The following is a 25175-nucleotide window of genomic DNA, read 5'->3' on the forward strand; positions in this document are numbered from 1 at the left end:
TCACCTGTGATAACGACGGGAGTAGTGATATGAAGCGACAGCACGACACTTCAGCGCCTACCGGCTCTGGTATCAGCCGGCGCGATTTCCTCAAAGTTTCGGCATTGCTCGGCGGCAGCGCAGCTTTAGCCGGCTGTGGTCCGCTCGCTAGCCTCTCACGCGGCGAACCGATCGATCTGCCGCTGGTCGATGCCGCTAACTCGATCCAAACCGTTTGTTTGCAGTGCAATACCGGCTGTGGCCTCAAGGTCAAGTTGCTCGATGGCGTGGCCGCCAAACTTGAAGGTAACCCCTATAGCCCTTGGACAATGGAGCCGCCCTTGCCCTACACGACCCCAATTAGCTCTATCGGGCCGGTTGATGGCGCACTCTGCCCAAAAGGACAGGCCGGTATCCAGACCGCCTACGATCCGTACCGGTTGACTCGCGTTCTCAAGCGCAAACCGGGAACACCACGCGGCGCCGGTCAGTGGATTACTATCGACTTTGATCAAGCTATTACCGAGATCGTCGAAGGCGGCGATCTGTTTGGCGAAGGGCCGGTCGAAGGGTTACGCGCACTGTATGCGCTCAAAGATGCAAAGCTGGCCAAAGCGATGGCCGCTGCAGTGAACAATATTCTCGCCGCGAAGCCCGAAGAGAAGCCCGCACTGGTCGAGCAGTTCAAGCGTGACTTTGCCGAGCATCTCGATGTCTTGATCGACCCCGATCATCCTGATTTAGGGCCAAAGAATAACCAATTCGCCTTCATTTGGGGACGCTTGAAGAACGGACGTGGTGACTTGGTGCAGCGGTTCGTCAAGAGTGGATTTGGCTCGGTTAATGCGAACGGCCATACGACCGTCTGTCAAGGGTCGCTCTACTTTACCGGCAAGGCAATGAGTGAGCAGTTCGATCCGGCAACCGGCAAATTCACCGGTGGTCAGAAATTTTACTGGCAAGCCGATCTCGAGAATGCCGAATTTGTGCTGTTCGTCGGTACCAACCATTTTGAAGCCAACTACGGTCCGACCCCGCAATCGCCGCGCATTACCCAAGGCGTCATTAATAGTCGCCTACGCTACGTCGTACTCGATCCACGACTCAGTAAACTAGCTAGCAAAGCATGGAAGTGGATCCCGATCAAACCAGGCACCGACGCGGCCTTTGCTATGGCGATGATTCGGTGGATCATCGAACAAAAGCGTTACAACGCTACCTTCCTCGCTGCTGCTAATAAAGCTGCTGCCGCTGCCATCGACGAACCAAGCTGGACAAACACCACCTGGCTGGTCAAGGTCAAAGATGGGCAGCCGGGCAAGTTCTTGCGGGCAAGTGAGATCGGGTTGGTTACGGCAATCGCAGAGATCGATACCGAGGGTAAGAAGCATACGAAGTACGTTACTACCGATGGCACGAGCTTCTCCTTCGATCCGTTCGTGGCATTGGTTAACGGCATACCGACGCCGATTGATCCGAACGACCCCGCCGCCGCACCAGTAATGGGTGACTTGTTGGTCGACACCGAAGTAAACCAGATCAAGGTAAAGAGTGGGCTGCAAATCATCTACGAAGCCGCCAGTATCCATACGATTGAAGAGTGGGCAGCAATCGCCGACGTCAATGCCGAAGACATCGTCGAAGTCGCACGCGAGTTTACCAGCCATGGCACTCGCGCTGCCGCCGACATCCATCGTGGCCCTTCACAGCATACCAACGGCTTCTATACCAACTTTGCGTTCTATACCCTGAATGCGCTGATCGGTAACTTCGACCATCGTGGTGGCATGATTAAGGCAACAACCTATGACCGGCTCGGCAACAAAGCGAAGGGGCCATTCCCGATCAACACCATGAACAACGGAGCCAACGTGCCATTTGGTATCGATCTGTTGCGTACCAATACCGCCTATGAAAAGTCGACACTCTTCAATGGCTATCCGGCGCGACGACCATGGTTCCCGCTTGCGACCGATGTCTATCAGGAAGATGTACCCTCGATGGGTAATGCCTATCCGTACCAGATCAAGGTCGCTATGTTCTATATGTCGGCAATCAACTATGCATTGCCGGCTGCCCAGACGGTGATTGAAATTCTTGCCGACCCCAAGAAGATCCCGTTAATCATCACCAGTGATGTGATGGTCGGTGAAACCAGCACTTATGCCGACTACATCTTCCCTGATCTCAGTTTTCTTGAGCGGTGGGAGTTCCATGGTTCGCATCCGAGCATACCGTGGAAAGTCGAAAATATTCGCCAACCGGCGATCAGTCTCCCCAACTGGCCGACCGTCAAGGTCTTCGGCGAGGAGATTCCGCTCAGCTTCGAGGCGCTCGTCCTCGCCATCGCCGAACGACTCAACTTACCCGGTTTTGGTCCCAACGGTTTTGGTGAAGGGATACCGTTTACGCGACCAGAGCACCTTTACTTGAAGTTGGTGGCCAATATTGCGTTTGGCGAAAAGGAAGATGGTAGCGATGGAGTACCACCAGCTGACGATACCGAACTCGCGGTCTTCCGCCAAGCCCGACGATTCTTACCGTCGAGTGTCTTTGACGAAGCAAAGTGGCGGGCTGCCGTCGGCAACGATGAACAACTCTGGCGGCAAACCGTCTATGTGCTTAACCGCGGTGGCCGCTATCAGGCGTATGAACAGGGATGGAAAGGAGATCTGGCCGGCAATCCTTACGTCAAACAGATCAACCTCTATCAAGAAAAAACCGCGAGTACGATCAACTCGATGACCGGTGAACATCTGATCGGCTACCCGACCTATATCCCGCCTGGGCTGGCAGTCGATGGAACGCCCATCGTCGACGAGGGCTATGATCTCCACCTGATTACCTATAAAGAGGTGATGATGGCTAAGGCGCGCGGGATTGCCGATTACTGGCTGCTAGCGTTGATGCCGGAAAACCGCATCTTAATCAATCGAGTCGATGCCGAACGACTGGGGCTACGCGATGGCGACCAAGTACGGATTAGTTCGGCGAGTAATCCCGACGGGGTATGGGATCTGCGAAACGGGATACGGAAGCCGATGATCGGGAAGGTGAAGGTAATCGAAGGCATTCGTCCCGGTGTGATCGCCTTCCCGCTCGGTTGGGGACACTTCGCGAGTGGAGCACGTGAGATCGTAATCGATGGTATCACTATTCCCGCCGACCCACGGCGTGCAACCGGCGTCCATGCCAATGCCGCAATGCGCGTCGATCCGGTACTCGGCAACGTTACGCTGAGTGACTTGGTAGGTGGGAGTGCCGTCTTCTACGACTCGAAGGTGAAGCTAGAGCGAGTTGGATAGCGTAGACCAGTGCGGCTATAGCGACTGCGGGAGGACGTGACCCGTCCTCCCGCTTGCTTTAGTTGTCAGGAAGCATAATGTTCTGGTATCATATCACCACCAAAGCACTGCATCCCCAGAAAGGAGAAAGGATTGTGTCGATTGACGAACTCATCGATACCGCTTCGTTACAATGGCTTGTCGCCTCTGAACCTCTCGCCGAGTTCTTGCGCCGCTCATCGGCGATGCACCGTCACCTCTGTCCACGACAGGTACTAGGGGCACGAATGGGGATGTATGCGGGTGAATTACTCAACCTACCGTTACCCCAGACCAACAAGCGCCTCTATGTCTTCGTTGAAACTGATGGCTGCTTTGCCGATGGAATCGGTGTTGCTACCGGCTGTTGGCTCGGCCGGCGAACGATGCGGCTCATCGATGAGGGCAAAGTTGCCGCAACGTTTGTCGATACGCAGACCGGCAACGCCGTGCGAATTGCCCCTCATCCGAACACGCGAACCTTGGCCCACCAATACGCACCCGATGCCCGTAGCCGTTGGCATGCCTACTTGATCGCGTACCAACTGATGCCGGTGACGGATCTGCTGATTGCCCAACCGGTAACGTTAACCGTCGATCTGAAGGCGATCATTAGCCGTAACGGAATTCGCACGATGTGTGATCGTTGTGGGGAAGAGATTATCAACGCCCGCGGGATATTACGCGACGGGCAAACGTTATGCCGCACTTGTGCCGGTGAACGGTATTATACGTAGAATGATGAGCGCACGACCAACCGCTACGATTGGTCGTGCGTTTCGACCGGTCATCTGTTCATCAATACCCGCAGGTACTGCACCCGCCGCCAACCGGCGCATCATCATCTTCGCTGTAATCGGTATCGCGGGCGCGGAATGAATGACCACAACCACACGACGAAACGGCATTCGGATTATCGATCTTGAAGCCACCACCCATCAGCGTATCAACGAAATCGATCGATGCGCCGATCAAATAATTAGCGCTAATCGGATCAACCAATACGCGCAGGCTGCCGACGTAAAATTCGTTATCCCCCTCGCGCACCTCATCATCAAAGGTCATGCCATACTGGAGACCCGAACAGCCACCTCCGGCGACAAAGACACGCAGGGCATATCCTTCCAGTTGCTTCTCCTGCATCATCTTCAGTAACCGGTTGACAGCCGTTTCGCTAATCATCAGAAGTGGTTGTGGGTTTGTCGATTGCACACCAATCTGGTCGACACCGATCATCGTCATGGACGAACTCCTTACCAGTACTATGTAGCCACCAGAGTGGCTATCTCCTTCGATAGATGAAGTATACACTAAGTCAACTCAAATTGCTAGTCGCAGCTTTCGTAAATCAATAAACCTTCACCCAAGAATCAACCGATCGGCCACCATGATTGCAAACACCAAGGCCAGATAGAGCAAAGAATACTTATACAAGCCCCAGATCGCCGCCTGATCGCCTACCTTCCACACTGCCCAGGCATCACGCATAAAGCGCAGGCCAAACAGCAACGCACCGGCGAGATAGATCCAACTCATCGCACCGATCGCTACCGGCAACAGCGATACCGCAACCATGATAGCTGAGTAGACAAGAATCTGCCAGCGCGTTTCACCTTCACCGGCCACCACCGGTAACATCGGTACCCCGGCACGGGCATAGTCCTTCTGCTTGACCAACGCCAAAGCCCAAAAGTGGGGTGGCGTCCAATAGAAGATAATCGCAAACAGCACTACCGCCATCAGGCTAATCGAACCGGTCACCGCTGTCCAACCCACTAACGGCGGGATCGCACCGGCGCCACCGCCGATAATGATATTTTGCCACGTACTGCGTTTGAGCACGCCGGTGTAGAAATAGGCGTAATAGATAATGCCGAGGAAGGCAAAGAAGGCAGCTAATGGCGTGGTAAAGACCCAAAGCACAATGATCGACAACACGCTCAGGATCACGCCAAAGATGAACGCCGCGCGAGCCGAGATGCGCCCACTCGGTACCGGTCGCCGACTGGTGCGCCCCATGTTGATGTCAATATCGCTATCAAACGCGCAATTGATCGCGCCAGCGCCACCGGCTGCCAAATAGCCACCGATCATCGTCCATAAGACCAACCACCACGATGGCAAACCGGCCTCGGTGATAAACATCGTAGTCAGCGTCGTCACCAGCAACAACGAGATCACCTTGGGCTTGGTGAGGCTGATATAATCGGCGACCACCTCACGCCATTTCGGCGTGGGGCGAGCAACGGCAGTGGTGGTGGTGAAGGTCAGCGGTGCGCGCTGTAACACGACAATTGCCGCCAGCGCGCCGGCCCAGAGCAGTGTCGCCGCGGTCAGACTGAGCAGATGGCCGCCGGTAGGCAGGAACAAACCGGCCAGCGCCACGGTGGCCAGCACCGGCAAGAGCGGGCTATAGCGCGGTAGGGCCAGCGCTGCCGCCGCAGTTTGCGCAGCCGGGTGCAACCGCCGGCGCGCCTCAACTGCCATCCACCCGGTCAGCGCCGCCGCAAAGCCCAACGCGCCCACGCTATTGGCCGGCAACGCCACCGCCATCTCAATCTCTGGCGCCACGCTACGCGCGCCAATTGCCAACGCCGCTACGCCAGCCGCTGCCGATCCCCACGACGCTAGTCCGCGCAACCGGCGCTGGGTTTGCGCCGCCCGCCCGGCCAGCCGCTCCGTCGCTGGTCGGGCCGGCACAACCACCAGCAAGAAAGTGAGCGTCTGCGCGCCGAACGCCAGCAATGCACCGGTAAGATGCCAGACATCGGCCACCATCGCCGGCATGCCCCAGACTAGTAGCGCGCCGGCCAGCGCCTGCAACAAAAAGAGCGTCACTGCACCCAACGCTGTCCACCGCGGCGCGCCCTTCGTTTCCGGTGCGCGCCACACCATCCACGCACTGCCAATCACCGCCAGCAACGCAAGCGCGACAATGAAGCGATGGCCAAGCGAAATCCACACTAGCGGATTCGCCTCGCCGTTGAGGGCGTCAAGGCACAACGGCCACGACGGGCATGCCGTGGCGCTGGCCGAAATTGTGACCAGCGCACCGGAAATGATTGTCGCCAAGGTTAGGAGTAATCCAATTAACAAGATTCGCGCGAGATGACGAGTCGCCATACCGATCCTCGCTCTGCTCACATCAGAGAATACCGCAAGGGATGATTCCGTTTCGTTTTGTCAACTTCCCGCTAGGGCAATGCCGCATACGCCGCCACGAACAGCGCCAGCGTCCCTACCGCGGTCACCAGCGTCCAGCCGAGATCGGCCCGGCCATCGCTGCGCGGCACATTGGCCGGCGCTGCCGAAGGCTGGCGGTACAGGCACCACGCCGCCACGATCAGGGGAATTTGCCCGCCGACTGCGATGATTGCCGCTACCCAGAAAATGAACCATGCGAACATTGTAAGCCTCAACCAATCATATTTCGTGGATTTTTTCACGAGAATGACACTAGCGGAATTATACCATGCGTCTGCCCTCCCAACAATGAACGTTTCAATACCGAAATGAATTTTACAGCGCTGTGATGCGTTTTTTTGGTTGAGATTCGTTAACTATCAGTCTGGTAGCCCGGCGTTACAGTGTAGCAGTAGACTGCACACCGATGTAAGGTGATTAGATAGTAGCGAGGGTAGCAAGCATGAGGAGCGGTTCGTTGCACGCAGATGCGAGCCGCTCGCACCAACCCTGCCAAGTTGTGCTAGAATAATGCACGGATGTTCGCATTATGCAATCGCCAGAAACACGAAACCCCCTAGCAGCTACTAGAGGGTCTCGTGTGGGGGGGGTATTTCTATTGTAACCATTCTTTTACTTTCCTGCAACCCCCCAACGGTACTACCTTTCTCGTGTTTTGAGTAGTACCTTTGGCGGATTTCTCTTATGACCATGGAGCTGCCGATGAGCCAACCAGATGTAGCGCAGCGCATTGCCGAGCTACGCGCGTTGATTCGCCGCTACGATTATCACTATTACGTCCTCGACGATCCGATTGTGAGCGATGCCGAGTACGATGCGCTGATGGCCGAGTTGCGCGCACTCGAAACAGCTCACCCTGAACTGATCACGCCCGATTCGCCGACGCAGCGCGTGAGTGGCACACCGGCCAGCCAGTTCGCCAAAGTGCAGCATCCCCAGCCGATGTTATCGCTCGGCAATGCCTTTACCACCACCGACTTGCTGGCGTGGCGCGACCGGGTGCTGCGGTTGCTCGGTAACGATGCCACAATCGCGTATGTGGTCGAGCCCAAGATCGATGGTTTGGCGATTGCGCTGACCTATCGCGATGGCCGCTTCGTGCAAGGCGCCACTCGCGGCGATGGCGAGGTTGGCGAGGATGTCACCGCTAATCTGCGCACGATTGGGAGTATTCCGTTGACATTGCACCTACTCGATGGCATGCACGATCCTGATCTACCGGCGGAGTTGCCGGCGCTGATCGAGGTGCGCGGCGAGGTCTATATGCGCACCGCCGATTTCGAGGCGCTGAATGACCGGCTCGCCGCCGCCGGCGAGCGGATTTTCGCCAATCCGCGCAATGCCGCCGCCGGTTCGCTCCGCCAGAAGGATCCCTCCATCACCGCCGGCCGCCCGCTCCGCTTTTTTGCCTATGGCGTCGGCCCGGTCGAAGGGGTGACGCTGACCAGCCAATGGCAGACGCTGCGCTACCTGCGCGCGCTCGGCTTTCCGGTCAATCAAGATGCGCGCCGGTTTACTGATTTTGCTGAGGTGCTGGCCTATTGTGAAGTATGGATGGCCCGGCGCGATTCGTTGCCTTACGAAGCTGACGGGATGGTGATTAAGATCGATGATGTTGCCCAGCAGAACGAGCTCGGCGTGGTCGGGCGCGACCCGCGCTGGGCCATCGCTTTGAAGTTCCCGGCCCGCGAGGCGATCACGCGGCTGCTCGATATTACCGTCAATGTGGGCCGCACCGGCGTGGTGACGCCGAATGCTGAATTAGAACCGGTGCCGATCGGCGGGGTGACGGTGCGCAACGCCAGTTTGCACAACGCCGATTATATTGCCCAGCGTGATATTCGCATCGGCGATTACGTGATTGTGAAGCGGGCCGGTGATGTGATCCCGTATGTGGTCGGGCCGGTGGTTGCCCGGCGCGATGGCAGCGAACGACCTTGGCAATTCCCGACTCATTGCCCGGCATGCGGCTCGCCGCTCGAACGCGAACCCGGCGAGGCGGCATGGCGCTGCAATAACTTCAGCATCTGCCCGGCCCAACTGGTGCGCCGGGTTGAGCATGTCGTCAGCCGGGGGGCGCTTGATATTGTGGGCATGGGTGAAAAGCAGGCCGAACTCTTTGTGCAGCTCGGTCTGGTGCGCGATGTGGCCGATCTGTTTTACCTCAAGCCGGAACAGCTCGCTGGACTGGAAGGTTTTGGCCCCAAGCGGATCGCCAATCTGCTAGCCGCCATTGACGCCGCCCGCTACCGTCCGCTCGACCGGCTGATTGTCGGCTTAGGCATTCGCTATGTGGGTATGGTGGTCGCGCAAGCCTTGGTGAACGCGCTCGGTTCACTCGACGCAATCATGAATGCGCGCCAAGAGGAGCTAGAGCAGATTCCCGGCATCGGCCCGGTGGTGGCGACGAGTATCGTCGATTTCTTTGTCCGGCCAGAGAATCGGGCTCTGATCGAGAAGTTGCGCGCCGCTGGGGTACAGATGGATGGCAGCGCTCAGCGCGAACGCCAGAGCGATGCACTCGCCGGCAAGACGTTTGTGCTCACTGGCACCCTCCCTTCGCTGACCCGCGAGCAGGCCGGCGAGTTGATTGTCTCCCACGGCGGTAAAGTGACCGATAGCGTGAGCAAAAAGACCAGTTATGTGGTCGCCGGCGTCAATGCCGGCAGCAAGCTGGCCAAAGCGCAGCAGCTTGGCATCCCGGTGCTCGATGAGGCGGGGTTGCTGGCGTTGATTGGGGAGAGATGACGAGCGGTAAGGGCAGGTATCAGGGCCGGTTTGAAACCCGCCCTTACACTCAACTACTACTACGCCTCTACCACCCACCTTGCCGATCCATCCGGATCATCCACTGGGCCGGATTGCGGATCTCGTCGATAGTCGGCAGATTCTCTGGCCGTTCCCATACCCGGCTGGCGAAGCCTATGCCACGGGCAGCGACGATGGCGTCGACAAAGGCTTCGCCTTGCTGGTATTGCGCCAGTTTGAGATCGAGCCCGGTGAGGCGGAAGACCATTTGATCAAGCAGGGTGCGCTGGCGCTGGCGTTGGCCGATCTGGTGTTCGATCTGGCTAAAGCTGGGCAAGAGCCGGCGTCCAACCGCGTTCATCACGTGGTTGCCGTAACCCTCGATAATCGACATCAGCGCCTGAATCCGGTCAAAGACCGCCCGCTGCTCAGGCGTCAGCACCGTCTCGATCCAGTGCTGGCCGCTGCCGATCCCTTGCAGCAGCCGCGTGAGCATATCGAACAGACTGTTGCCGCTGCTCAGCATTTGCCCGCTGATCAGGGCAAAATTCTGCTCAAGCAGTTCGCGGAAGTAGCTGCGCACCCACGGATACGCCTCAAACTCGAAGGCATGGGTCATTTCGTGCAACGTGATCCAGAGCCGGAAATCCTCGTCGCTCAGACCAAGTTGCTGCTGCACGCGGGCAATATTCGGCTCGACAAAGTAGAGCGCGCCACCAGTCGCTTCCGCCGAGAGCAGGCTCAGATCGTATTGGCCGAGGACACGCTGGGCTAAGTAGCCCAACAAGCCGCCGATCTGCACCCCCAGCAGCTTGCTGCTCACATCATTTATGACCATGCCCAGCGCACCGCGCCCGCCGCCGTTCTTCTCGTACATCTCTTCGATTGGGCGGAAGAGCTGGCTAAACGAGATGATATTCGCTTCCAGCCATTCGCGCCGGTCGAAGACAAAGATGCGGCTGACCGGTTCGGGCAAGCGCACACCGAGATAACCCGCGATCAGCGGCTCGCTGATTGCCACCATGCGCGCATACTGCTCGCGGCGAAAGGCGCGGTTATCAACCGGGGCCTGTTCCCACTGCGAGATACGTAACGCTGCTTGGCGGGCCTGCTCCCAGTCGATCAGGCCGGTCTGCACGCGATTATCGTTGCGCGCGCGCGCCTCGAAATAGTAGCGCGCCGCTAAACCGGCGGCCATGCCTAACAAGAGGGCAGCGCCAAACCGGCGAAAGTCGTTTTGATTGCTTGCCAATGCCAGCTCCTTTCCAATGGATGCTGCAATGAATTGGGATAACTGCTCAGAGTCTATCACGCTTTATGGGCATTTGTCCACTGTTATATAACAACGGCTCATTGCTCACACCAACACCCGCTCATCGCCTTGGCGGCGCGTGATCCGCCGTTCGTCAAGATGTTCGAGCAGGGCGACGGCATAGCGGCGCGAGATGCCGAAATGGTCGCGCAGTTGGGCGACGGTGAGGCTGCCTTGCGTCTCGATCGCGGCCCGCACCCACGCAACCATTTCGGTGTAAGCGGCAGGCAACAGATAGAGATCGGGCGCAATCTTCACCAGCAACCCTTGGTCGAGCGCCCACGCCAGCAACTCGCCATCGAGATCAGGGGTTGGCGGTGCATACGGGGTGCGGGCCATCGCCGCCAGTTGCTGATCGAGTTGCCGCCGTTGCGCCGCGGTGGGTTGCGGCGTAACATCGACCAACCGTACTGTGGTCTCGTCAGCGCCGATCCATCCCTCAGCCAGCGCCGTTGCCAGCATTCCCGGCCAGAGCCGCGCCGGCGCTTGCAACCGCTGCCGCGCCTCTTCGCGCGGCATCCCGCGCCGAAGCGGAAACCGCTGGTGGTATGACGCCAGCGTCGCGCGTAAAGTTGCGCGCAGCGCCTCCCAGCCAGCGGCGCTGATTAACCCGTCATTGCCGAGCGCGACGATCTGCCCGTTCGTCAACAACGGTGGCAAGGCCGCCGCCGCTTCAGTCGCGGTCACGCCGGCGGCGGCTATCACCTCGGCTCGGAGCCGGGACCGGCCATCGGCCAGCGCCTGCACGATACGCTCGGCGGGGCTACCCTGCATGCGGAGGGCCAGTGCCGCAATCACATCCGCGCGAAACCGGCGATGGCGCGGCGGATGCGGATCGACCACGACCCCGCCAGCTACCGTCTGGCTCGGTGACGGAATGCGCAGAACGAAGCGATCGCCAGCCACCGCCGCCACCGGTTTCGCCAGCCGGATCTGCGCCCATCCCTCCTCGCCGGGGGCCAGCTCGTCGGCGGCCAGCAACGCCAACCGGCCCGGCGCTTCACTACTACTGATAAAGAGATCGAGCGCCATGTTGTGGCGCAACGGCGGCGCATCCCGCACGACCCGCACCTGCGCATCGAGCAACGTGGTCGGGGTCAATGTCCCCGGCACAGCCAGCACATCACCACGGCCAACATCGCGGTAGTGAACGCCGGCCAGATTCACCGCTACCCGCGTGCCGGGCAGCGCCTGCTCGATCGGACGCTGGTGGCTCTGGAATCCGCGAATCCGCGCTCGCAACCCTTGCGGCACGATTTCAACCTCTTGGCCAATACTCAGCGGGCCATCGCGCAGCACGCCCGTCACCACGGTACCAAAGCCGGCCACTGCAAAACTGCGGTCAATCGCCAAACGCGGCGCACCACTGGCCCGATTGCGCGGCGGTAATGTGTCAAGCAGACGATCCAGCGTCTGCGCCAACTCGGACAACCCGGCGCCGGTGCGGGCCGAAACCGGCACCACTGGCGCGGTTGCCAGCGCACTTTCAGCTAAGGTTGCCCGCACCTCATCGCGCACCAGCGCCAGCCACTCGGTATCAACTAGATCGACCTTACTTAAGACAATGATCCCGTGGCGAATAGCCAGCAGGTCGATAATCGCCAGATGCTCACGGGTCTGCGGCATCACCGCCTCGTCGGCGGCGATCACCAACAACACCGCGTCGATCGCACCGACACCGGCTAGCATATTCTTGATAAACCGTTCATGGCCGGGCATATCGATCAAACTCACTTCCCGACCGCTCGGCAAAGTGAGCCACGCAAACCCCAGATCGATCGTCATCTCACGCTGCTGTTCTTCCACCAGCCGATCGGGGTCGATGCCCGTCAATGCCTTGACCAAGGTTGATTTGCCGTGATCGACGTGGCCGGCAGTGCCGATAACAAACATTGGCGATCCATCCTCGCAAGTATCGATGACAATGGCGCTGATCATATTGTACGGTGAAAATGACGAGAGCGGCAGGCAGCGAGCACAGCCTTTGCCGTTGCGTTTCACCCTCACCCCCTGCCCCTCTCCCGCGGCGCGGGAGAGGGGCGCAGCTGCATTCCGCACCAGCAATGCTGTACTTACTTATCTCGCGGCTCCCTCTCTCCCGCCGTGAGGTGGGAGAGAGGCAGGGGAGTGAGGGCCAATTCTCAAGCCGCAAAGCGGGCAAAGACGCAAAGGCGCAAACAACGCCGAGGGCGCAAAGGGAAGCGACTGTGCTAGAATGCAGATGTTCTGTCCGCCTCTCAAAGAGGGTTGGGGTGAGGGCCTGAACATAACACCGCTATGGAACACGCACTTCAACACCTGCGCACCGCTGATCCGCACCTCGCGCCGTGGATCGAACAAATCGGGCCGTTTGCACTCGAAGTGCAACCACACGGCTTCGTGACGCTAGCCTATGCGATCATCAGCCAGCAAATCTCGCTCGCCGCTGCCCGTGCCATCCGCAACCGGCTGGAAACAGCGCTTGGCGAACTCACCCCGGCTGCCATCCTCGCCGCTGAAGAGAGCACCTTGCGCGCTGCCGGTCTCTCGGTGCAAAAGAGCATCTATCTGCGCGACCTTGCCGCGCGGATTGCGAGTGGGCAACTCGAACTCGCCCGCTTCCCGATGCTCGATGATGAGACGATCATTGCCCAACTGACGGCAGTGAAAGGGATTGGCCGTTGGACAGCGGAAATCTACTTGATGTTTGCGCTAGGCCGGCTTGACGTACTGCCCGCCGCCGATCTTGGTCTGCGCGACGCCGCGCGGTTGGTCTATGCGTTGCCGCGGCTACCTTCCCCCCGTGAATTGCTTGCACTCGGTGAACGCTGGCGACCGTACCGCAGCATCGCCTGCTGGTACCTCTGGCAAACCCGGCGTGCTATCCGGCCAAGTTAAGCAATTGCACGTTGTATGATGTAGTTGCGTATGGTATGATGCTGAACAAGAAGGAGTGAAACGGTTGCGTATGATGCGAAGCGATGGCCGGGCGCCAGATCAACTGCGCCCTATCTCAATTGAAATTGGCACCGCCCCGTATGCGGAAGGATCGGCGCTGATTGCGTATGGCAACACCCGTGTGCTCTGCACCGCCACGATCGAAGACGGCGTGCCGGCGTGGATGCGCGGCCAGCAGAACGGTTGGGTCACGGCTGAGTATGCGATGCTACCACGAGCGACGTTGCAGCGCACCCGCCGCGAACGCAACGGCCCTAGCGGGCGCACCCAAGAGATTCAACGCTTAATCGGGCGCTCGTTACGGGCAGCGGTCGATCTCAGCGCTCTCGGCGAACGCACCATCACGATTGATTGCGATGTCTTACAAGCCGACGGCGGCACCCGCACCGCATCGATCAGCGGCGGCTACGTGGCGCTGGCACTAGCGGTTGATTATCTCGCGCGCAGCGGCGCCGTCGAGAGCATGCCGGCCCTCACCCCGGTGGCTGCGGTCAGCGTCGGTATCTTCCAAGACGTGATGCTGCTCGATCTTTGTTACGAGGAAGATAGCCAAGCCGACCTTGACTGCAATGTCGTGATGAATGCCGAGGGCGCATTTATCGAAGTACAGGCCACTGCGGAAAACACACCGGCCAGTCGCAGCCAACTCGATGCGCTCCTTGATCTGGCCGAACGCGGTATCCGCCAGATTCTCGCCGCCCAAGCCGCGGCACTGGCCAGCGTTCTGCCCAACAATACTGTGAGCCGAGACTCCGAACCGTAACTGCATGCGACGTGATGGCTCGCAACAGGCGCCCGCCACAACGGGCGAGGAGGCTAAAGATGACCGACGAGACCAAGCGCGTCGCCAGTCGTCGCCACTTACGCTACGGATTGGCTTTTGAGCGCACCCAGCGCCCACTGGCGGCAGTTGATCATTTTCGTATGGCAATTGCCGCCGACCCGACTTTGCGTGATGCGCACAATGCGCTGGCGTTCCACTACCAGCAGCAAGGCTTGCTGGCAAAAGCCGCTGAAGAGTTTGCCGCTGTAGCCAATCTGGCCGACGACTACTTTGCCCATTTCAACCTCGGCTACGTCTTGATCGAGCTTGAACGCTACGACGAAGCCGAGCGCGAATTTCGCCGCTGCCTCGAAATTGACCCCAGCGACGCAGCCGCCCAACTCGAACTGGCCTACATCCATGCGGCGCGCGGCGAATACACGACGGCGCTGGCCTTGCTCGAAACGCCACGCCAACGCTACTACGATGATTGGACCGTCTTTCATCTGCTGGGCCGCTGCCTGTTTCAGTTACAGCGCTACGATGAAGCGCAACAAGCGTGGCAACAAGCATTAGCGCTCGCCCCGGCTTCCGATGCGCAGTTTGAATTACTCGCCAGCTTGCAGAGCATCGAACGGCGGCGCGAGTTTCATGCAACTACCGGTCTCAAAGATGACCTTTATGTGCAAGAGGGTGTCATTTGCCTTGGTTCGGCAACCGACGACGGGATCACGATTGCGCCGTTGGCCGATCATCACCTGAGTGAGCATGATGTTGCCCGTACCCTCTACCGTTTCATTGCCTTAGCCCGGAGCAGCAACTGGCGTTTGGCAGGCGTCACTGTGCCCGACGGCACCAGCAAACCGCTCGCCGCCGCGCTGGCCGCCTTGCTCGACATTCCGCTGCTTAACCTCCACCACCTGCCGGAAACAACCGCACCGATTCTGATTGCAATCGCAGTGGGCCATTCCGCCGATCTCTTCACCCTCTCCCGTGAACGGCTGCCGGCTCCCGGCCCCGGCTTCTGTCTCGCACTCAACTGGACCCGGCAGAGCAAATTGTTGCCCGAAATCATTGGCGTGGTGGTGGAGGGTAAATGCACCGTGCCGTGGGAGGCCGAACTATCCCATGTACCTCCATCAGAGCAGACCACCCGGATTCACCAGATTGCCGGACGGCTGGTTCACCACGTACAATCGCTGCCGGGCGAAGACAATCTGCCGCGCCAAATCCGTTACTACACCCGGCACCACCGCCGGTTGGCGATCAATGGCTTGTTGTAGGCGGCAAGAGCGCACTCGGCGTAGGGTTTGCCTGCCAGCTCAACACAATAAACCACTGGCACGCCCACCGCCAAGCTAGGTTAAACCCCGCGCAAACCGGCTAAACCGCCCTTGACAGTTTAGAACAAATGATCTATACTTTCACTCAGACTTCTGATGGAATGCGCACGCATGGCAGTGCCGAGAAGATGCCATCCCACAAAAAGATGGTTTCTGAAGGTAGAGGGGATTACTGCGGGTGCGTCACACCCTCGCCATAGCATGCCCATACGCTGATACATTATAGCGACTTGCCGATAGATCACGATCAGAGTAGCGCCGGGGCCGCTATGACGAGGCGAGATGCCGCGCCATGACGCGCATCAGGGCCACCACAGCGGGCATCGTCACCGTTTATCGAACCAGCACACCTATGATCCGGCTTGGCTTCGCTGTCCGCACCGTCCACCAACCCGGCCTTGCCGGCGGTTCGCCGCCCCACCTTAGCATCGCGCTCACACACCTGCGCGATGTAATCGGCTACCTCGAACGCCATGCCATCCGGTTTTACCGGTTTGCCATGCCGCGCCACATCACGCCAGCCGATCTAGCAGATTGCCACGCACAGATCGAACTGCTCGGCCACCGGATCGCGTCGCTCAATCTGCGGCTTGGCATCCACCTCGATCCAGCGCTGAGCCTCAGCCACCCCGATGATGCCACCGCTGCCGAGGTAATCGCTATGATCGAAAGCGCAGCGCAGCTCTTAGCGGCGCTCGATCAACCCAACGCGACGAACCACACCCTCGTGATCCATACCGGTGCCGGCGATGATGCTGCCCTCGAACGCTTTGCCCGCCGTTGGCCTGCCCTTTCAGCCAATGCCCGCCAGCGCACCGCCATTGAACACACCGCCACCGGCCCCTCGTTACGCGCCCTGCTTGAGTTGGCCGCCCGCACTGGTGCGCCTATCGTGTTTGACTACCTCCACTTCCAGTTGCACAACCCCGACCGGTGGAGCTTGCCCGTCGCATTAGGGGTTTGCCTTGCTACATGGCCGCGCAATGTACGTCCCGAAGTGCATCTGAGCAGCCAGCGCAGCGAAGCCCACCTCTTACCGGGACGCAACGGCACGACGCGGGTGCTACCACCGCGCACCGGCCAGCACGCCGATTTTATCGTGGCTCGCGACGCCATCGAGCTGCTCGCGGCCAGCCGCGGCTTGCCGCCATTCGATCTGATGCTCGAAGCCAAAGCCGGCGATCTGGCGCTGCTGCGTTTGCGCCACGACCTCACGCACTCCGCGCCGGATTGGGCCGAGCGGGTGGGGTGAACGTCCTTCCCGTTTCCCACCGGGGTTTAGGGGTGGACACCAACGCATTAAACCTAGCAAGGAAGTGAGAACGTCTCCCTCTCCCAGCGGGGTTGAGGGCTAAGGTGAGGGAAATAGATCATCGCAGAGGACGCACAGCGCGCCGAGGATAATGCTCATTCCAAACTCCTTTGCGCCCTCTGCGTCCCTCCTTTGCCCCCTCTGCGCCTTTGCGTTGAGCATCCTCTGCGCCTTTGCCGGAGATAGAAGTCTTACCTGCAACCGATTACGGCACTTGTCACGCTTGCCCTCTCACCGGTATAATGCCTGCGGCAGATTCAGATTGCATTGAGGTGTACCGTGAGCTCACAACGTCCATCTTCCGCTGCAAACCCGCTGGCCGGCATTGTGGCCATCGCGATTCTGTTACTCATTCTTGGGTTGGTTGCCGGTTTGTTAATCAGCCGCGCTGCACCGCCAGCTGCCGCGCCAGCGCCAACCACACCGCCACTCCCCACCGTCGCGGCGCCAACCACGGCGCCAACGCCGGCTACGAGCACGATGCCGATCATGCCGACGGCCACCACCTACCAGTACAGCAGCCCGCCGCCGATGGCGATCGATCCGGCCAAGAAGTACACGGCAACCATCTACACGCCCCGCGGCGAGATTGTGATCGAGCTATTGCCCGACATCGCCCCGCAGACGGTCAATAATTTCGTTTTCCTTGCTCGCCAGAATTTCTACAACGGGTTGACGTGGCATCGCGTGCTGCCGAACTTTATGGCCCAAGGCGGTGATCCGCGCGGCGACGGCACCGGTGGCCCCGGCTACTCAATCCCGGCTGAGTTCACCGACAAAATTCTCTTCGACCAACCCGGCATCGTCGCTATGGCTCGCTCGTCGGATCCCAACAGCGCCGGCTCGCAATTCTTCATCACCACCGCACCAGCCCCGTGGCTCAACGAGCAATACACGATCTTTGGCCGCGTGATTCAGGGCCAAGAGATCGTTGACGGCATTCCGTTGCGCGATCCGAGCAACCCAGCCGATCTGACGAGACCGGGTGAGACGATTCTGGGGATTACGATTACCGAGTCATAGCGAAACGCAACGATCATCACGCCTCTACTGGAGCGGCGTTGCTTGGCAACGTCGCTCCTTGCTCTAGCCCGCTTCTCCCGCGTATAATAGGATCTATCGCTCAATGTCGAGCTTGCGCTGCGAGGAGGCTATGCAATCCCCCCAACCACCCCAACCGATCGTCAACGAGTTCGCCATCACTGCCGCCACCGTGAACGGTTCCGGCAGCCAGACGGCAAATATGGTGCTGATGCGGGCCATCTTTCAGATGGGTATTCCCGTCTCTGGCAAGAACCTCTTTCCTTCCAACATCCAAGGTGAACCGACGTGGTATACGCTGCGGGTGAGCCAAGCCGGCTATACTGCTCGCCCCGCCGAGACGCCGATTTTGGTGGCATTTAACCCGCGCACGGCCAATGAAGACCTCGCCCAGTTGCCAGCGGGCGGGATCTGTCTCTACCCGGCTGATGGGCCATGGCAGCCACAGCGTACTGACATCATCCCGCTTGCGCTCCCCGTGCGCCAGATTCTCGATCAGGTGGGAGTGGGCCAACGCCTGCGCCCCTATGCTGCCAATATGGCGTACGTTGGCGCGTTGGCGGCGTTGTTGGAGATCGAAGATGCCGTTTTGGGCAAAGCCGTGCAACACCAGTTCCGCGGCAAAGCATCGGCAGTCGAGCTGAATCTAGCTGTGATCCGGGTAGCGCAGGCGTGGGCCGCTAACAACCCCTCGCCGGCCCATCACCGTTTCCGGGTGGCCCGGATGCAGGCCACGACCGGTATGATGTTGATCGACGGCAATACCGCCGCTGCGATCGGCGCGATTACCGGCGGCGTCGGGGTAGTTGCGTGGTATCCGATCACCCCGTCCAGCAGCCTGATTGAATCGCTCGAGAGCTATCTCCCCCGCCTGCGCCCGGCTGACAATGGCGCGACTTGTGCTGTCGTCCAAGCCGAAGATGAGATCGCCGCGCTAGGGATCGTGATCGGGGCCGGCTGGGCCGGTGCCCGCGCAATGACCGCAACCTCCGGACCGGGCATCTCGCTAATGACCGAGTTCGCCGGGCTCGGCTTCTTCGCCGAGACTCCGGCTGTGATTTGGGATGTGCAGCGGGTTGGCCCTTCGACCGGCCTGCCGACCCGCACTGCGCAGAGTGATTTGCTCTCGGTCTACTATCTGGGACACGGCGACACGCGCCACGTCGTCTTGCTGCCGGGTACGATGGAAGAGTGCTACGGCGATGCTCAACTGGCCTTCGATCTCGCCGAATATCTGCAAACGCCGGTCTTTGTGCTGAGCGATCTTGATCTGGGGATGAATATCTGGATGAGTCGCCCCTTCACCTACCCAGAGCAACCGCTGCAACGCGGCAAGGTGCTCAGCGCCGAAGACTTGGCTAAACTCACTTCGTATGCCCGCTTTGCCGACGTTGACGGCGACGGCATCGGCTACCGAACGCTGCCCGGCAACCCGCACCCGCTGGCAGCGACGCTCAGCCGCGGCACCGGTCACAACGAACGCAACGTCTATAGCGAGCGGCCCGACGATTGGCAGCGCAATATGGCTCGGCTCTGGCGCAAGCACGAAACGGCCCGCCGTATGGTACCGCGCCCGGTAGTCGATCTCCATCCGCAGGCGACCGTGGGCCTGATCGGGTTTGGTTCGACCGCACCGGCAATTGCTGAAGCGCGTGATCTGCTGGCCGCCGCCGGGGTTGACACCAGCAGCATGCGGGTGCGCGCGTTGCCGCTCGGCCCGGAAGTGACCGATTTTATCGCCCGCCACCAATATTGTGTGGTGATCGAGCAGAATCACGATGGCCAGTTGCACCAGCTGCTCCGGCTCCATTGCCCGGCCTACGCCACCCGGCTCGGTTCGGTGGCGCGGTGCGATGGCTTGCCGCTCACTGCGCCATTTGTGCGTGATCAGATCATAGCGGTGTTGGAACAGATGCGTGAGCTGGCGCTGGTGATGAGCAAGTAAGCAACGTTGCACGATAGAGGGACAACGATGACCCAAGCAACTGTGAATGCGATTGGCTTGACCAAAAACGACTACCGCGGCGCGCCTTCGACCCTCTGCGCCGGTTGCGGCCATGACTCGGTCGCCAGCCAGATTATCGCCGCCGCGTTTGAACTCTCGTTACAACCGCATACCGTCATCCGTATGAGCGGCATCGGCTGTTCGAGCAAGTCGGCGGCGTACTTCCTTGGCCGCTCGCACGGCTTCAATTCGCTGCACGGGCGGATGCCTTCGGTTACGACTGGCGCGCATCTTGCCAACCACACTCTGCGTCCGCTAGCCGTCAGCGGCGACGGCGACACCGCCAGCATCGGTCTCGGCCAGTTTATTCACTTACTGCGGCGGAATGTGCCGATGGTCTATATTGTGGAAAACAATGGGGTGTATGGCCTGACTAAGGGCCAATTCTCGGCCACCGCCGACGAGGGGCAAGAGCTGAAGCACGCCGGCGTCAATCACTTGCCGCCGATTGAAGTGTGCGCCGAAGCAATCTTGGCCGGCTGCGGCTTCGTGGCTCGCTCGTTTGCCGGCGATGCCAAGCAGGTGCGCGAGCTGATCAAAGCCGCTTTCAATTTCCACGGCGCAGCGGTGATCGATGTGATTAGCCCGTGTGTCACCTTCAACAACCATGACCGCTCGACCAAGAGCTATACCTACGGCAAAACCCACGAATCGCCGATCCACGACATTAGTTTCATTCCGCACTACGAAGAGGTGACGATCGATTACGAACCGGGTGAGGCGCGCGATGTACAACTGCACGATGGGCCGGTGATCCGGCTACGCAAGCTGCACCGCGATCACGATCCCACCGACCGGATGGCAGCGCTGGCGCTGCTCGAAGAGGCGCGCGCCGCGAACGAGTTTGTGACTGGATTGATCTACCTGAACGAGCGCCGCCCCACGCTGGCCGAGACGCTCGGCATTGGTCAGACACCCATTGCGGCGTTGCCAGAGGAACGTTTGCGTCCCAGCCGGGCAGCGTTTGCGGCGGTAGTGGCCGAGCTAGTGGGCGAGTAGATAGAGGATATAGCACACGGAGAGGTGCCTAACCTAACGCAACATGGTAAGGGCGGGTTTCCAACCCGCCCTTACGACTTTGGTACCGATGGCGGCGACTCTTCAACTGTTGGCCCAGATGCTTTCTTACGACCAAACCACCCTCCCCGCGGCTTGGCGGCTGCCGGCGGCGTAGGTTCCGTCTCCGGTCCAGCAGGTTTCTTACGACCAAACCACCCTCCCCGCGGCTTGGCGGCTGCCGGCGGCGGGGTCGCTTCAGGCACCGCAGGTGCCGGCGGCAACGCAACTTCCGTTTCAGGGTAGGGGCTATCGCTGCGTTCAGCGCCAAGCGCACGCAGCCACGACCACAGCAACCGGCGTCGCTCGGTGCCATTGTCAGGCAACACGAGCGGACGCCCGCGCGCATCGATGATCAGTCCAAGCAGGCTGCCCGGCACCGCAGCCGGATCGCTCTCAACCGGCTCACCGAGGGCATCGCGGCCAACCCGCACCCCAGCAATCGGCTTCACCTTCACCTGAGCGTACCGGCCCGGTGATAGCGGCAGTCGCACTATTTCACCGTAACGCACCTGTACTGTCTCACTGCCGCCGCCAACTGTAATCAGCTCCACGTCAGCCACTGACTCACCGAACCGGCTGCCGCCTTGCAACACAATACACGTCGCCAGCGGCGTATTCGCCAACAGATCATGGTCACACACCGACAGCGCAGCGTCGGCGCTGATAGCGGCCAATGCGCCGCACACTGCTAACAGGCTGAGCGTGTCAAGATGCACATGCAACAGCAAGCCGGGCAGATCGTTGCCGGGTTGCAAGCCATCGAGCAAGGCCAGCAACGCCATACCGGGATGCGGGGCATGAATGAACGGCCCGCCGCTGGCAAATAACCAGCTATACTCAAGATCAGGCGCTTCATCGCGCAGGCCTACCATCCCTAGCGCCAACGCCTCACGGATGAGCGCCAAATCGAGATAACATTCCTCGCGTGTCGCCGGCATCGTCTGCGGGCGTAACACCCGGTTGAGCAGCCGTTCCACCAGCTCTGATTCATCAATTGCAAACGGCAGCCAGCGGCTCATTGCAGCTGGCCCAACTTCGTTCAGCAGATTGGCAACACCATAGGCCGTACCACGAACACCGTGGATCGCCGCATGGATCTCACCGGGTGCAGCCGCCATCAGAGTTGTCACTGTCGCTCCCACATCAACGAACAAGACCGGTTGTTGCCGCCGCTCGGCCAGAAACCGGGTCATTGCATACTGCGCCTCAACCACCGTGCAGAGCGTGAGATGGTCACGATCGAACTGGCTGAGACCGGGCAAATCGGCCAATTGGCGCGCGTACCGGGCCAGCAACGCCTGTCGCAACGGTGAGAGTGCTTCGCGGTCAAGCGCCGGGCGCACATTGGCCACGGTAAGTACATCAGTATTGCGTTCACGCAACGCCATCTGCACCTGCGCTTGCGCCGCGGTATTACCGGCATAGATGACGGTGGGCAACGGTTCCCGAATGGTTTCGCTAAACAAGAGTTTTAAGTTAACCAGATGGGCAAGCCGGCTCATCGCCTCAACGGCGCCGCCTTCAACCCCACCGGTCACAACAATCACATCGGGCAAGAGTGGCAGCAGCGTTTCGAGCTGGCGTTCGATCCACGATTGATCATCAGTCACTGGCGGACGGCCCAGCGTATCGTCAAGCGTCAAGACGGCTAACGTGACGCTTGGCACGCCGCGCACTGCGTGCAAGGCGCTGCGGGCCGAGACATCAGAGGCAACCGCCGTCACGACTACCCGCAACGGTTCGAGCGCTGATGCCATTACCACCACCGCATCGATCCCATCGCCAGCGCTGGTTTGCGGAATAAGCAAGCGGCCATCGCGCAGCAACTGGCGGCTGGTAAGATCAGCCAACTGCGCCGTCGCTTCTTGCACGGCGAAGAAAATATTTTGATATGGCAACTCGCGGCTAGTGAGCGTCTCGGCCTGAGCAATCAACCGGCTCTCGCCATCAACGAGATCGATCAGCGACACGCGCGTGGTGACGCTGCCAATTTCCACTACCAGCACCGCGCGCACAACCTCAACCATGCTCGTTATCCTTTACGGCCTTATGCACCCAACACGGCCCGTACCCATTCCACAATAAACAGTAACCGTTCGTTCAATGCAGCGAGGTACGAACTGATACTGCCGGCCAAAAAGAAGCCAAAGGCCAGCAATAGCACCCACCGCCCCACCCGCGCCGCGCTATCAATCCAGCGCTGACGGTTGGGATCAGGTGAACGGGTCAGCGTAAACGAGAGCAGCGTTACGATCGAGCCGATCAATAACACCACGCTGCCCAGCACGGCAGCCGGAGAGGACATATCTTGCCGGGTGGCATCGAGCACTTGCGGCAGAATCGTCCCGATCAACGCGCCGCCGACCACCAACGCTGCGCCAACCCCAAACACCAGCGCCAGCGGGATGTTTGCCAGCCACGAAGCGGTCTGTTGGCCGCTGACGCGGGTGAGTAACAACACCGCCAACACAAACGGGATCAAACGCAATGTCGCCAATACCGGCTGGCCGCTCACTGCCAGCAAATCGAGCACCACCGGACGCAGCACCTGATGGTAAATAACCACCACCGCATAGCCTAGCGCCACCCCAACAAAGAGATATTGGACAAAACGAAACGCCAGTGTATCACCCACTAAACGGCTAAAGACCAAGAGGGTCAGCAACACCGGAATCAGCGTAATCGCAACATCCATCAAGCTTTCCCTCGCGCTGCAGGCCGTAACCGGCCAATGACCACAACGAGACCGCCCAACGCTAGCACGACCACAAACGCAATTGTCGCCCATGTCTGCACTGCAAGCATCGTGGTTACCGCTTCATCGGCAACGCCAGCCGCTAGCAGATCGCTCGCGCCACGCTGGCCGGCCACCGCATAGACGTTTGGCAAGCGCAGATATGGCAAGATTTGCGGGTAAACCTCCTGCGGCAACAAGAAGGCAATCGGCACCTTTGGCGCCGCGCTATGAATCTGCTCCATCCAAGCTTGCACATCTTGCACCTGATCGGCCATCACCACAATCAACGCCAGATCGGCTAGCGTTTGCACGCGCGGCGAACCATCAGGTCGAGTTGCCAGCAAACCAGCAGTCGCATCTTGACCGGTATAATCACGGCGCAATTGCCCACGCAGATCAATCGCCATACTACGCAACGCCAACTCGCCTCCCGGACGGTATCCCAGCAACACGTAATCGCGCCCGCCGAAGGTGACGCCATTTTCGTTGTTATACCCAGCTGCCCGGAGCGGGCCGATCAGATCGAACGAGAGCAGCGCGCCTTGCAGATCGGTACTGACAATGATCAACTTGGTGCGATCGACGATTAATTGATCGAGCAACGCCTGCTCAAGCGGGCGCAATTCAGCCACCCGCTGCGCGCCCCACTCATACGCGACTAGCACCACATCATCGCTACCCAAAGCAGCCAACTTTTCGCTGAGCGCAATCGCCGCTGGCGAGGGTTGCACCTGTTGCACAAACGGCCCCATCAGATTCGGCAATAACGTGCCCGCCAAAACGATAATCAGCAGTGCCAATGCAAGCAACTGTTCCATCGACGGCAAACGGCGGCGCACAACAGCCGGTTGTTCCACTGGCGCCGGCATTGGCAATGGCGACTGGATCAGCCGTTCGAGTAAGGCCATCGCTGCAATCTGATCAGCCGTGCGCGACGCAGGAGCCGGCAAGGGTGGCTTAATGACCGCAATCTCTGGGGCTGCAACTGTCTCCTCTTCAACTTCGGCTTCACGATTGCGTAAACGCTCCAACCACGTGATGGCAGAAGAGACGGTCGGTTCAACCACCCGTTCAGGAGAGGCGCGCAACCATGGCGGCAGTTCTGCACCGCTAAAGAATTCGTCACTCGTTGAGCTTGTCGGCGGCGGCGGTTCAGCGGCTGCCGGCAATCCCGCTAATTCGGCTTGCAGCCACGGCATCGCATCTGATGGCGCTTCTACGTTCAACCAGTCAGGGGTTTCAATATGGCCTGCTGAGGCGTCTTGCAACCACGCCGGCGCCTCGCTCGGCGCGGCCGGCTCCTCGCCCCGCAACCACGCCGGCACCTCGCTCGGCGCGGCCGGCTCCTCGCCCCGCAACCACGCCGGCACCTCGCTCGGCGCGGCCGGCTCCTCGCCCCGCAACCACGCCGG

17 protein-coding genes and 1 pseudogene are annotated in these 25175 nt (G+C 59.9%); 10 read left to right on the forward strand and 8 right to left on the reverse strand.

Features of this window, described 5'->3' with window-relative positions:
* Positions 1-29 precede the first annotated feature (29 nt).
* Entirely contained in the window at positions 30-3284 is a 3255-nt protein-coding gene (locus U9R61_RS16830; protein ID WP_322489971.1) for a molybdopterin-dependent oxidoreductase, read from the forward strand.
* A gap of 134 nt (positions 3285-3418) precedes the next feature.
* Positions 3419-4039 (forward strand): FmdE family protein, encoded by a 621-nt coding sequence (locus tag U9R61_RS16835; protein ID WP_322489972.1) that lies wholly within the window; start codon positions 3419-3421, stop codon positions 4037-4039.
* Between the two features lie 61 nt (positions 4040-4100).
* Here U9R61_RS16835 and erpA read toward each other — a convergent pair whose 3' ends face one another.
* From erpA to U9R61_RS16850, 3 genes are all read right to left on the reverse strand, one after another.
* Complete coding sequence (gene erpA / locus U9R61_RS16840; protein WP_322489973.1) at positions 4101-4544, reverse strand: iron-sulfur cluster insertion protein ErpA; 444 nt, start codon at positions 4542-4544, stop codon at positions 4101-4103.
* Between the two features lie 117 nt (positions 4545-4661).
* Entirely contained in the window at positions 4662-6425 is a 1764-nt protein-coding gene (locus U9R61_RS16845) for a heme o synthase (RefSeq protein ID WP_322489974.1), read from the reverse strand.
* 71 nt (positions 6426-6496) lie between these two features.
* A complete protein-coding gene (locus tag U9R61_RS16850; protein ID WP_322489975.1) occupies positions 6497-6709 on the reverse strand; it encodes a hypothetical protein in 213 nt (70 codons plus the stop codon).
* 499 nt (positions 6710-7208) lie between these two features.
* Between U9R61_RS16850 and ligA the strand changes: the two genes are divergently transcribed.
* Complete coding sequence (ligA, locus tag U9R61_RS16855) at positions 7209-9254, forward strand: NAD-dependent DNA ligase LigA (protein WP_322489976.1); 2046 nt, start codon at positions 7209-7211, stop codon at positions 9252-9254.
* 67 nt (positions 9255-9321) lie between these two features.
* Here ligA and U9R61_RS16860 read toward each other — a convergent pair whose 3' ends face one another.
* Both U9R61_RS16860 and selB read right to left on the reverse strand, forming a co-directional pair.
* Positions 9322-10506 carry a zinc-dependent metalloprotease gene (locus U9R61_RS16860; protein ID WP_322489977.1) on the reverse strand — a complete coding sequence of 395 codons (1185 nt, stop codon included), beginning with the start codon at positions 10504-10506 and terminating at the stop codon, positions 9322-9324.
* Positions 10507-10611: 105 nt separating this feature from the next.
* Positions 10612-12459 carry a selenocysteine-specific translation elongation factor gene (gene selB, locus U9R61_RS16865; protein WP_322489978.1) on the reverse strand — a complete coding sequence of 616 codons (1848 nt, stop codon included), beginning with the start codon at positions 12457-12459 and terminating at the stop codon, positions 10612-10614.
* 384 nt (positions 12460-12843) lie between these two features.
* On the opposite strand from selB, the gene U9R61_RS16870 reads away from it, so the two are divergent.
* From U9R61_RS16870 to U9R61_RS16900, 7 genes are all read left to right on the forward strand, one after another.
* A complete protein-coding gene (locus tag U9R61_RS16870) occupies positions 12844-13443 on the forward strand; it encodes a DNA-3-methyladenine glycosylase (protein ID WP_322489979.1) in 600 nt (199 codons plus the stop codon).
* A 70-nt stretch (positions 13444-13513) separates the two neighbouring features.
* Positions 13514-14266, forward strand: coding sequence for a ribonuclease PH (gene rph / locus U9R61_RS16875; protein ID WP_322489980.1), 753 nt, complete (start codon positions 13514-13516; stop codon positions 14264-14266).
* A gap of 59 nt (positions 14267-14325) precedes the next feature.
* The gene (locus U9R61_RS16880) at positions 14326-15549 is read left to right on the forward strand and encodes a tetratricopeptide repeat protein (protein ID WP_322489981.1); all 1224 of its coding nucleotides are present in this window, start codon (positions 14326-14328) and stop codon (positions 15547-15549) included.
* A 412-nt stretch (positions 15550-15961) separates the two neighbouring features.
* A complete protein-coding gene (locus U9R61_RS16885) occupies positions 15962-16861 on the forward strand; it encodes a UV damage endonuclease UvsE (protein WP_322489982.1) in 900 nt (299 codons plus the stop codon).
* 339 nt (positions 16862-17200) lie between these two features.
* Positions 17201-17944, forward strand: a complete 744-nt coding sequence (locus U9R61_RS16890) for a peptidylprolyl isomerase (RefSeq protein ID WP_322489983.1) — start codon at positions 17201-17203, stop codon at positions 17942-17944.
* Between the two features lie 130 nt (positions 17945-18074).
* On the forward strand, positions 18075-19907 hold the full coding sequence (locus U9R61_RS16895) for a 2-oxoacid:acceptor oxidoreductase subunit alpha (RefSeq protein ID WP_322489984.1): 1833 nt from the start codon (positions 18075-18077) through the stop codon (positions 19905-19907).
* A gap of 27 nt (positions 19908-19934) precedes the next feature.
* Positions 19935-20966 carry a 2-oxoacid:ferredoxin oxidoreductase subunit beta gene (locus U9R61_RS16900; RefSeq protein WP_322489985.1) on the forward strand — a complete coding sequence of 344 codons (1032 nt, stop codon included), beginning with the start codon at positions 19935-19937 and terminating at the stop codon, positions 20964-20966.
* 71 nt (positions 20967-21037) lie between these two features.
* On the opposite strand, the gene U9R61_RS16905 is transcribed toward U9R61_RS16900, so the two are convergent.
* From U9R61_RS16905 to U9R61_RS16915, 3 genes and pseudogenes are all read right to left on the reverse strand, one after another.
* Positions 21038-23053 carry a glutamate mutase L gene (locus U9R61_RS16905; protein ID WP_322489986.1) on the reverse strand — a complete coding sequence of 672 codons (2016 nt, stop codon included), beginning with the start codon at positions 23051-23053 and terminating at the stop codon, positions 21038-21040.
* Positions 23054-23073: 20 nt separating this feature from the next.
* On the reverse strand, positions 23074-23721 hold the full coding sequence (locus tag U9R61_RS16910) for a hypothetical protein (RefSeq protein ID WP_322489987.1): 648 nt from the start codon (positions 23719-23721) through the stop codon (positions 23074-23076).
* A pseudogene (locus tag U9R61_RS16915) lies at positions 23721-25175 on the reverse strand (hypothetical protein); the annotation flags it as partial. The pseudogene U9R61_RS16915 and the gene U9R61_RS16910, both read right to left, overlap by 1 nt.

Source organism: Chloroflexus sp. (assembly GCF_034431535.1).
Taxonomy (GTDB): Bacteria; Chloroflexota; Chloroflexia; order Chloroflexales; family Chloroflexaceae; genus Chloroflexus.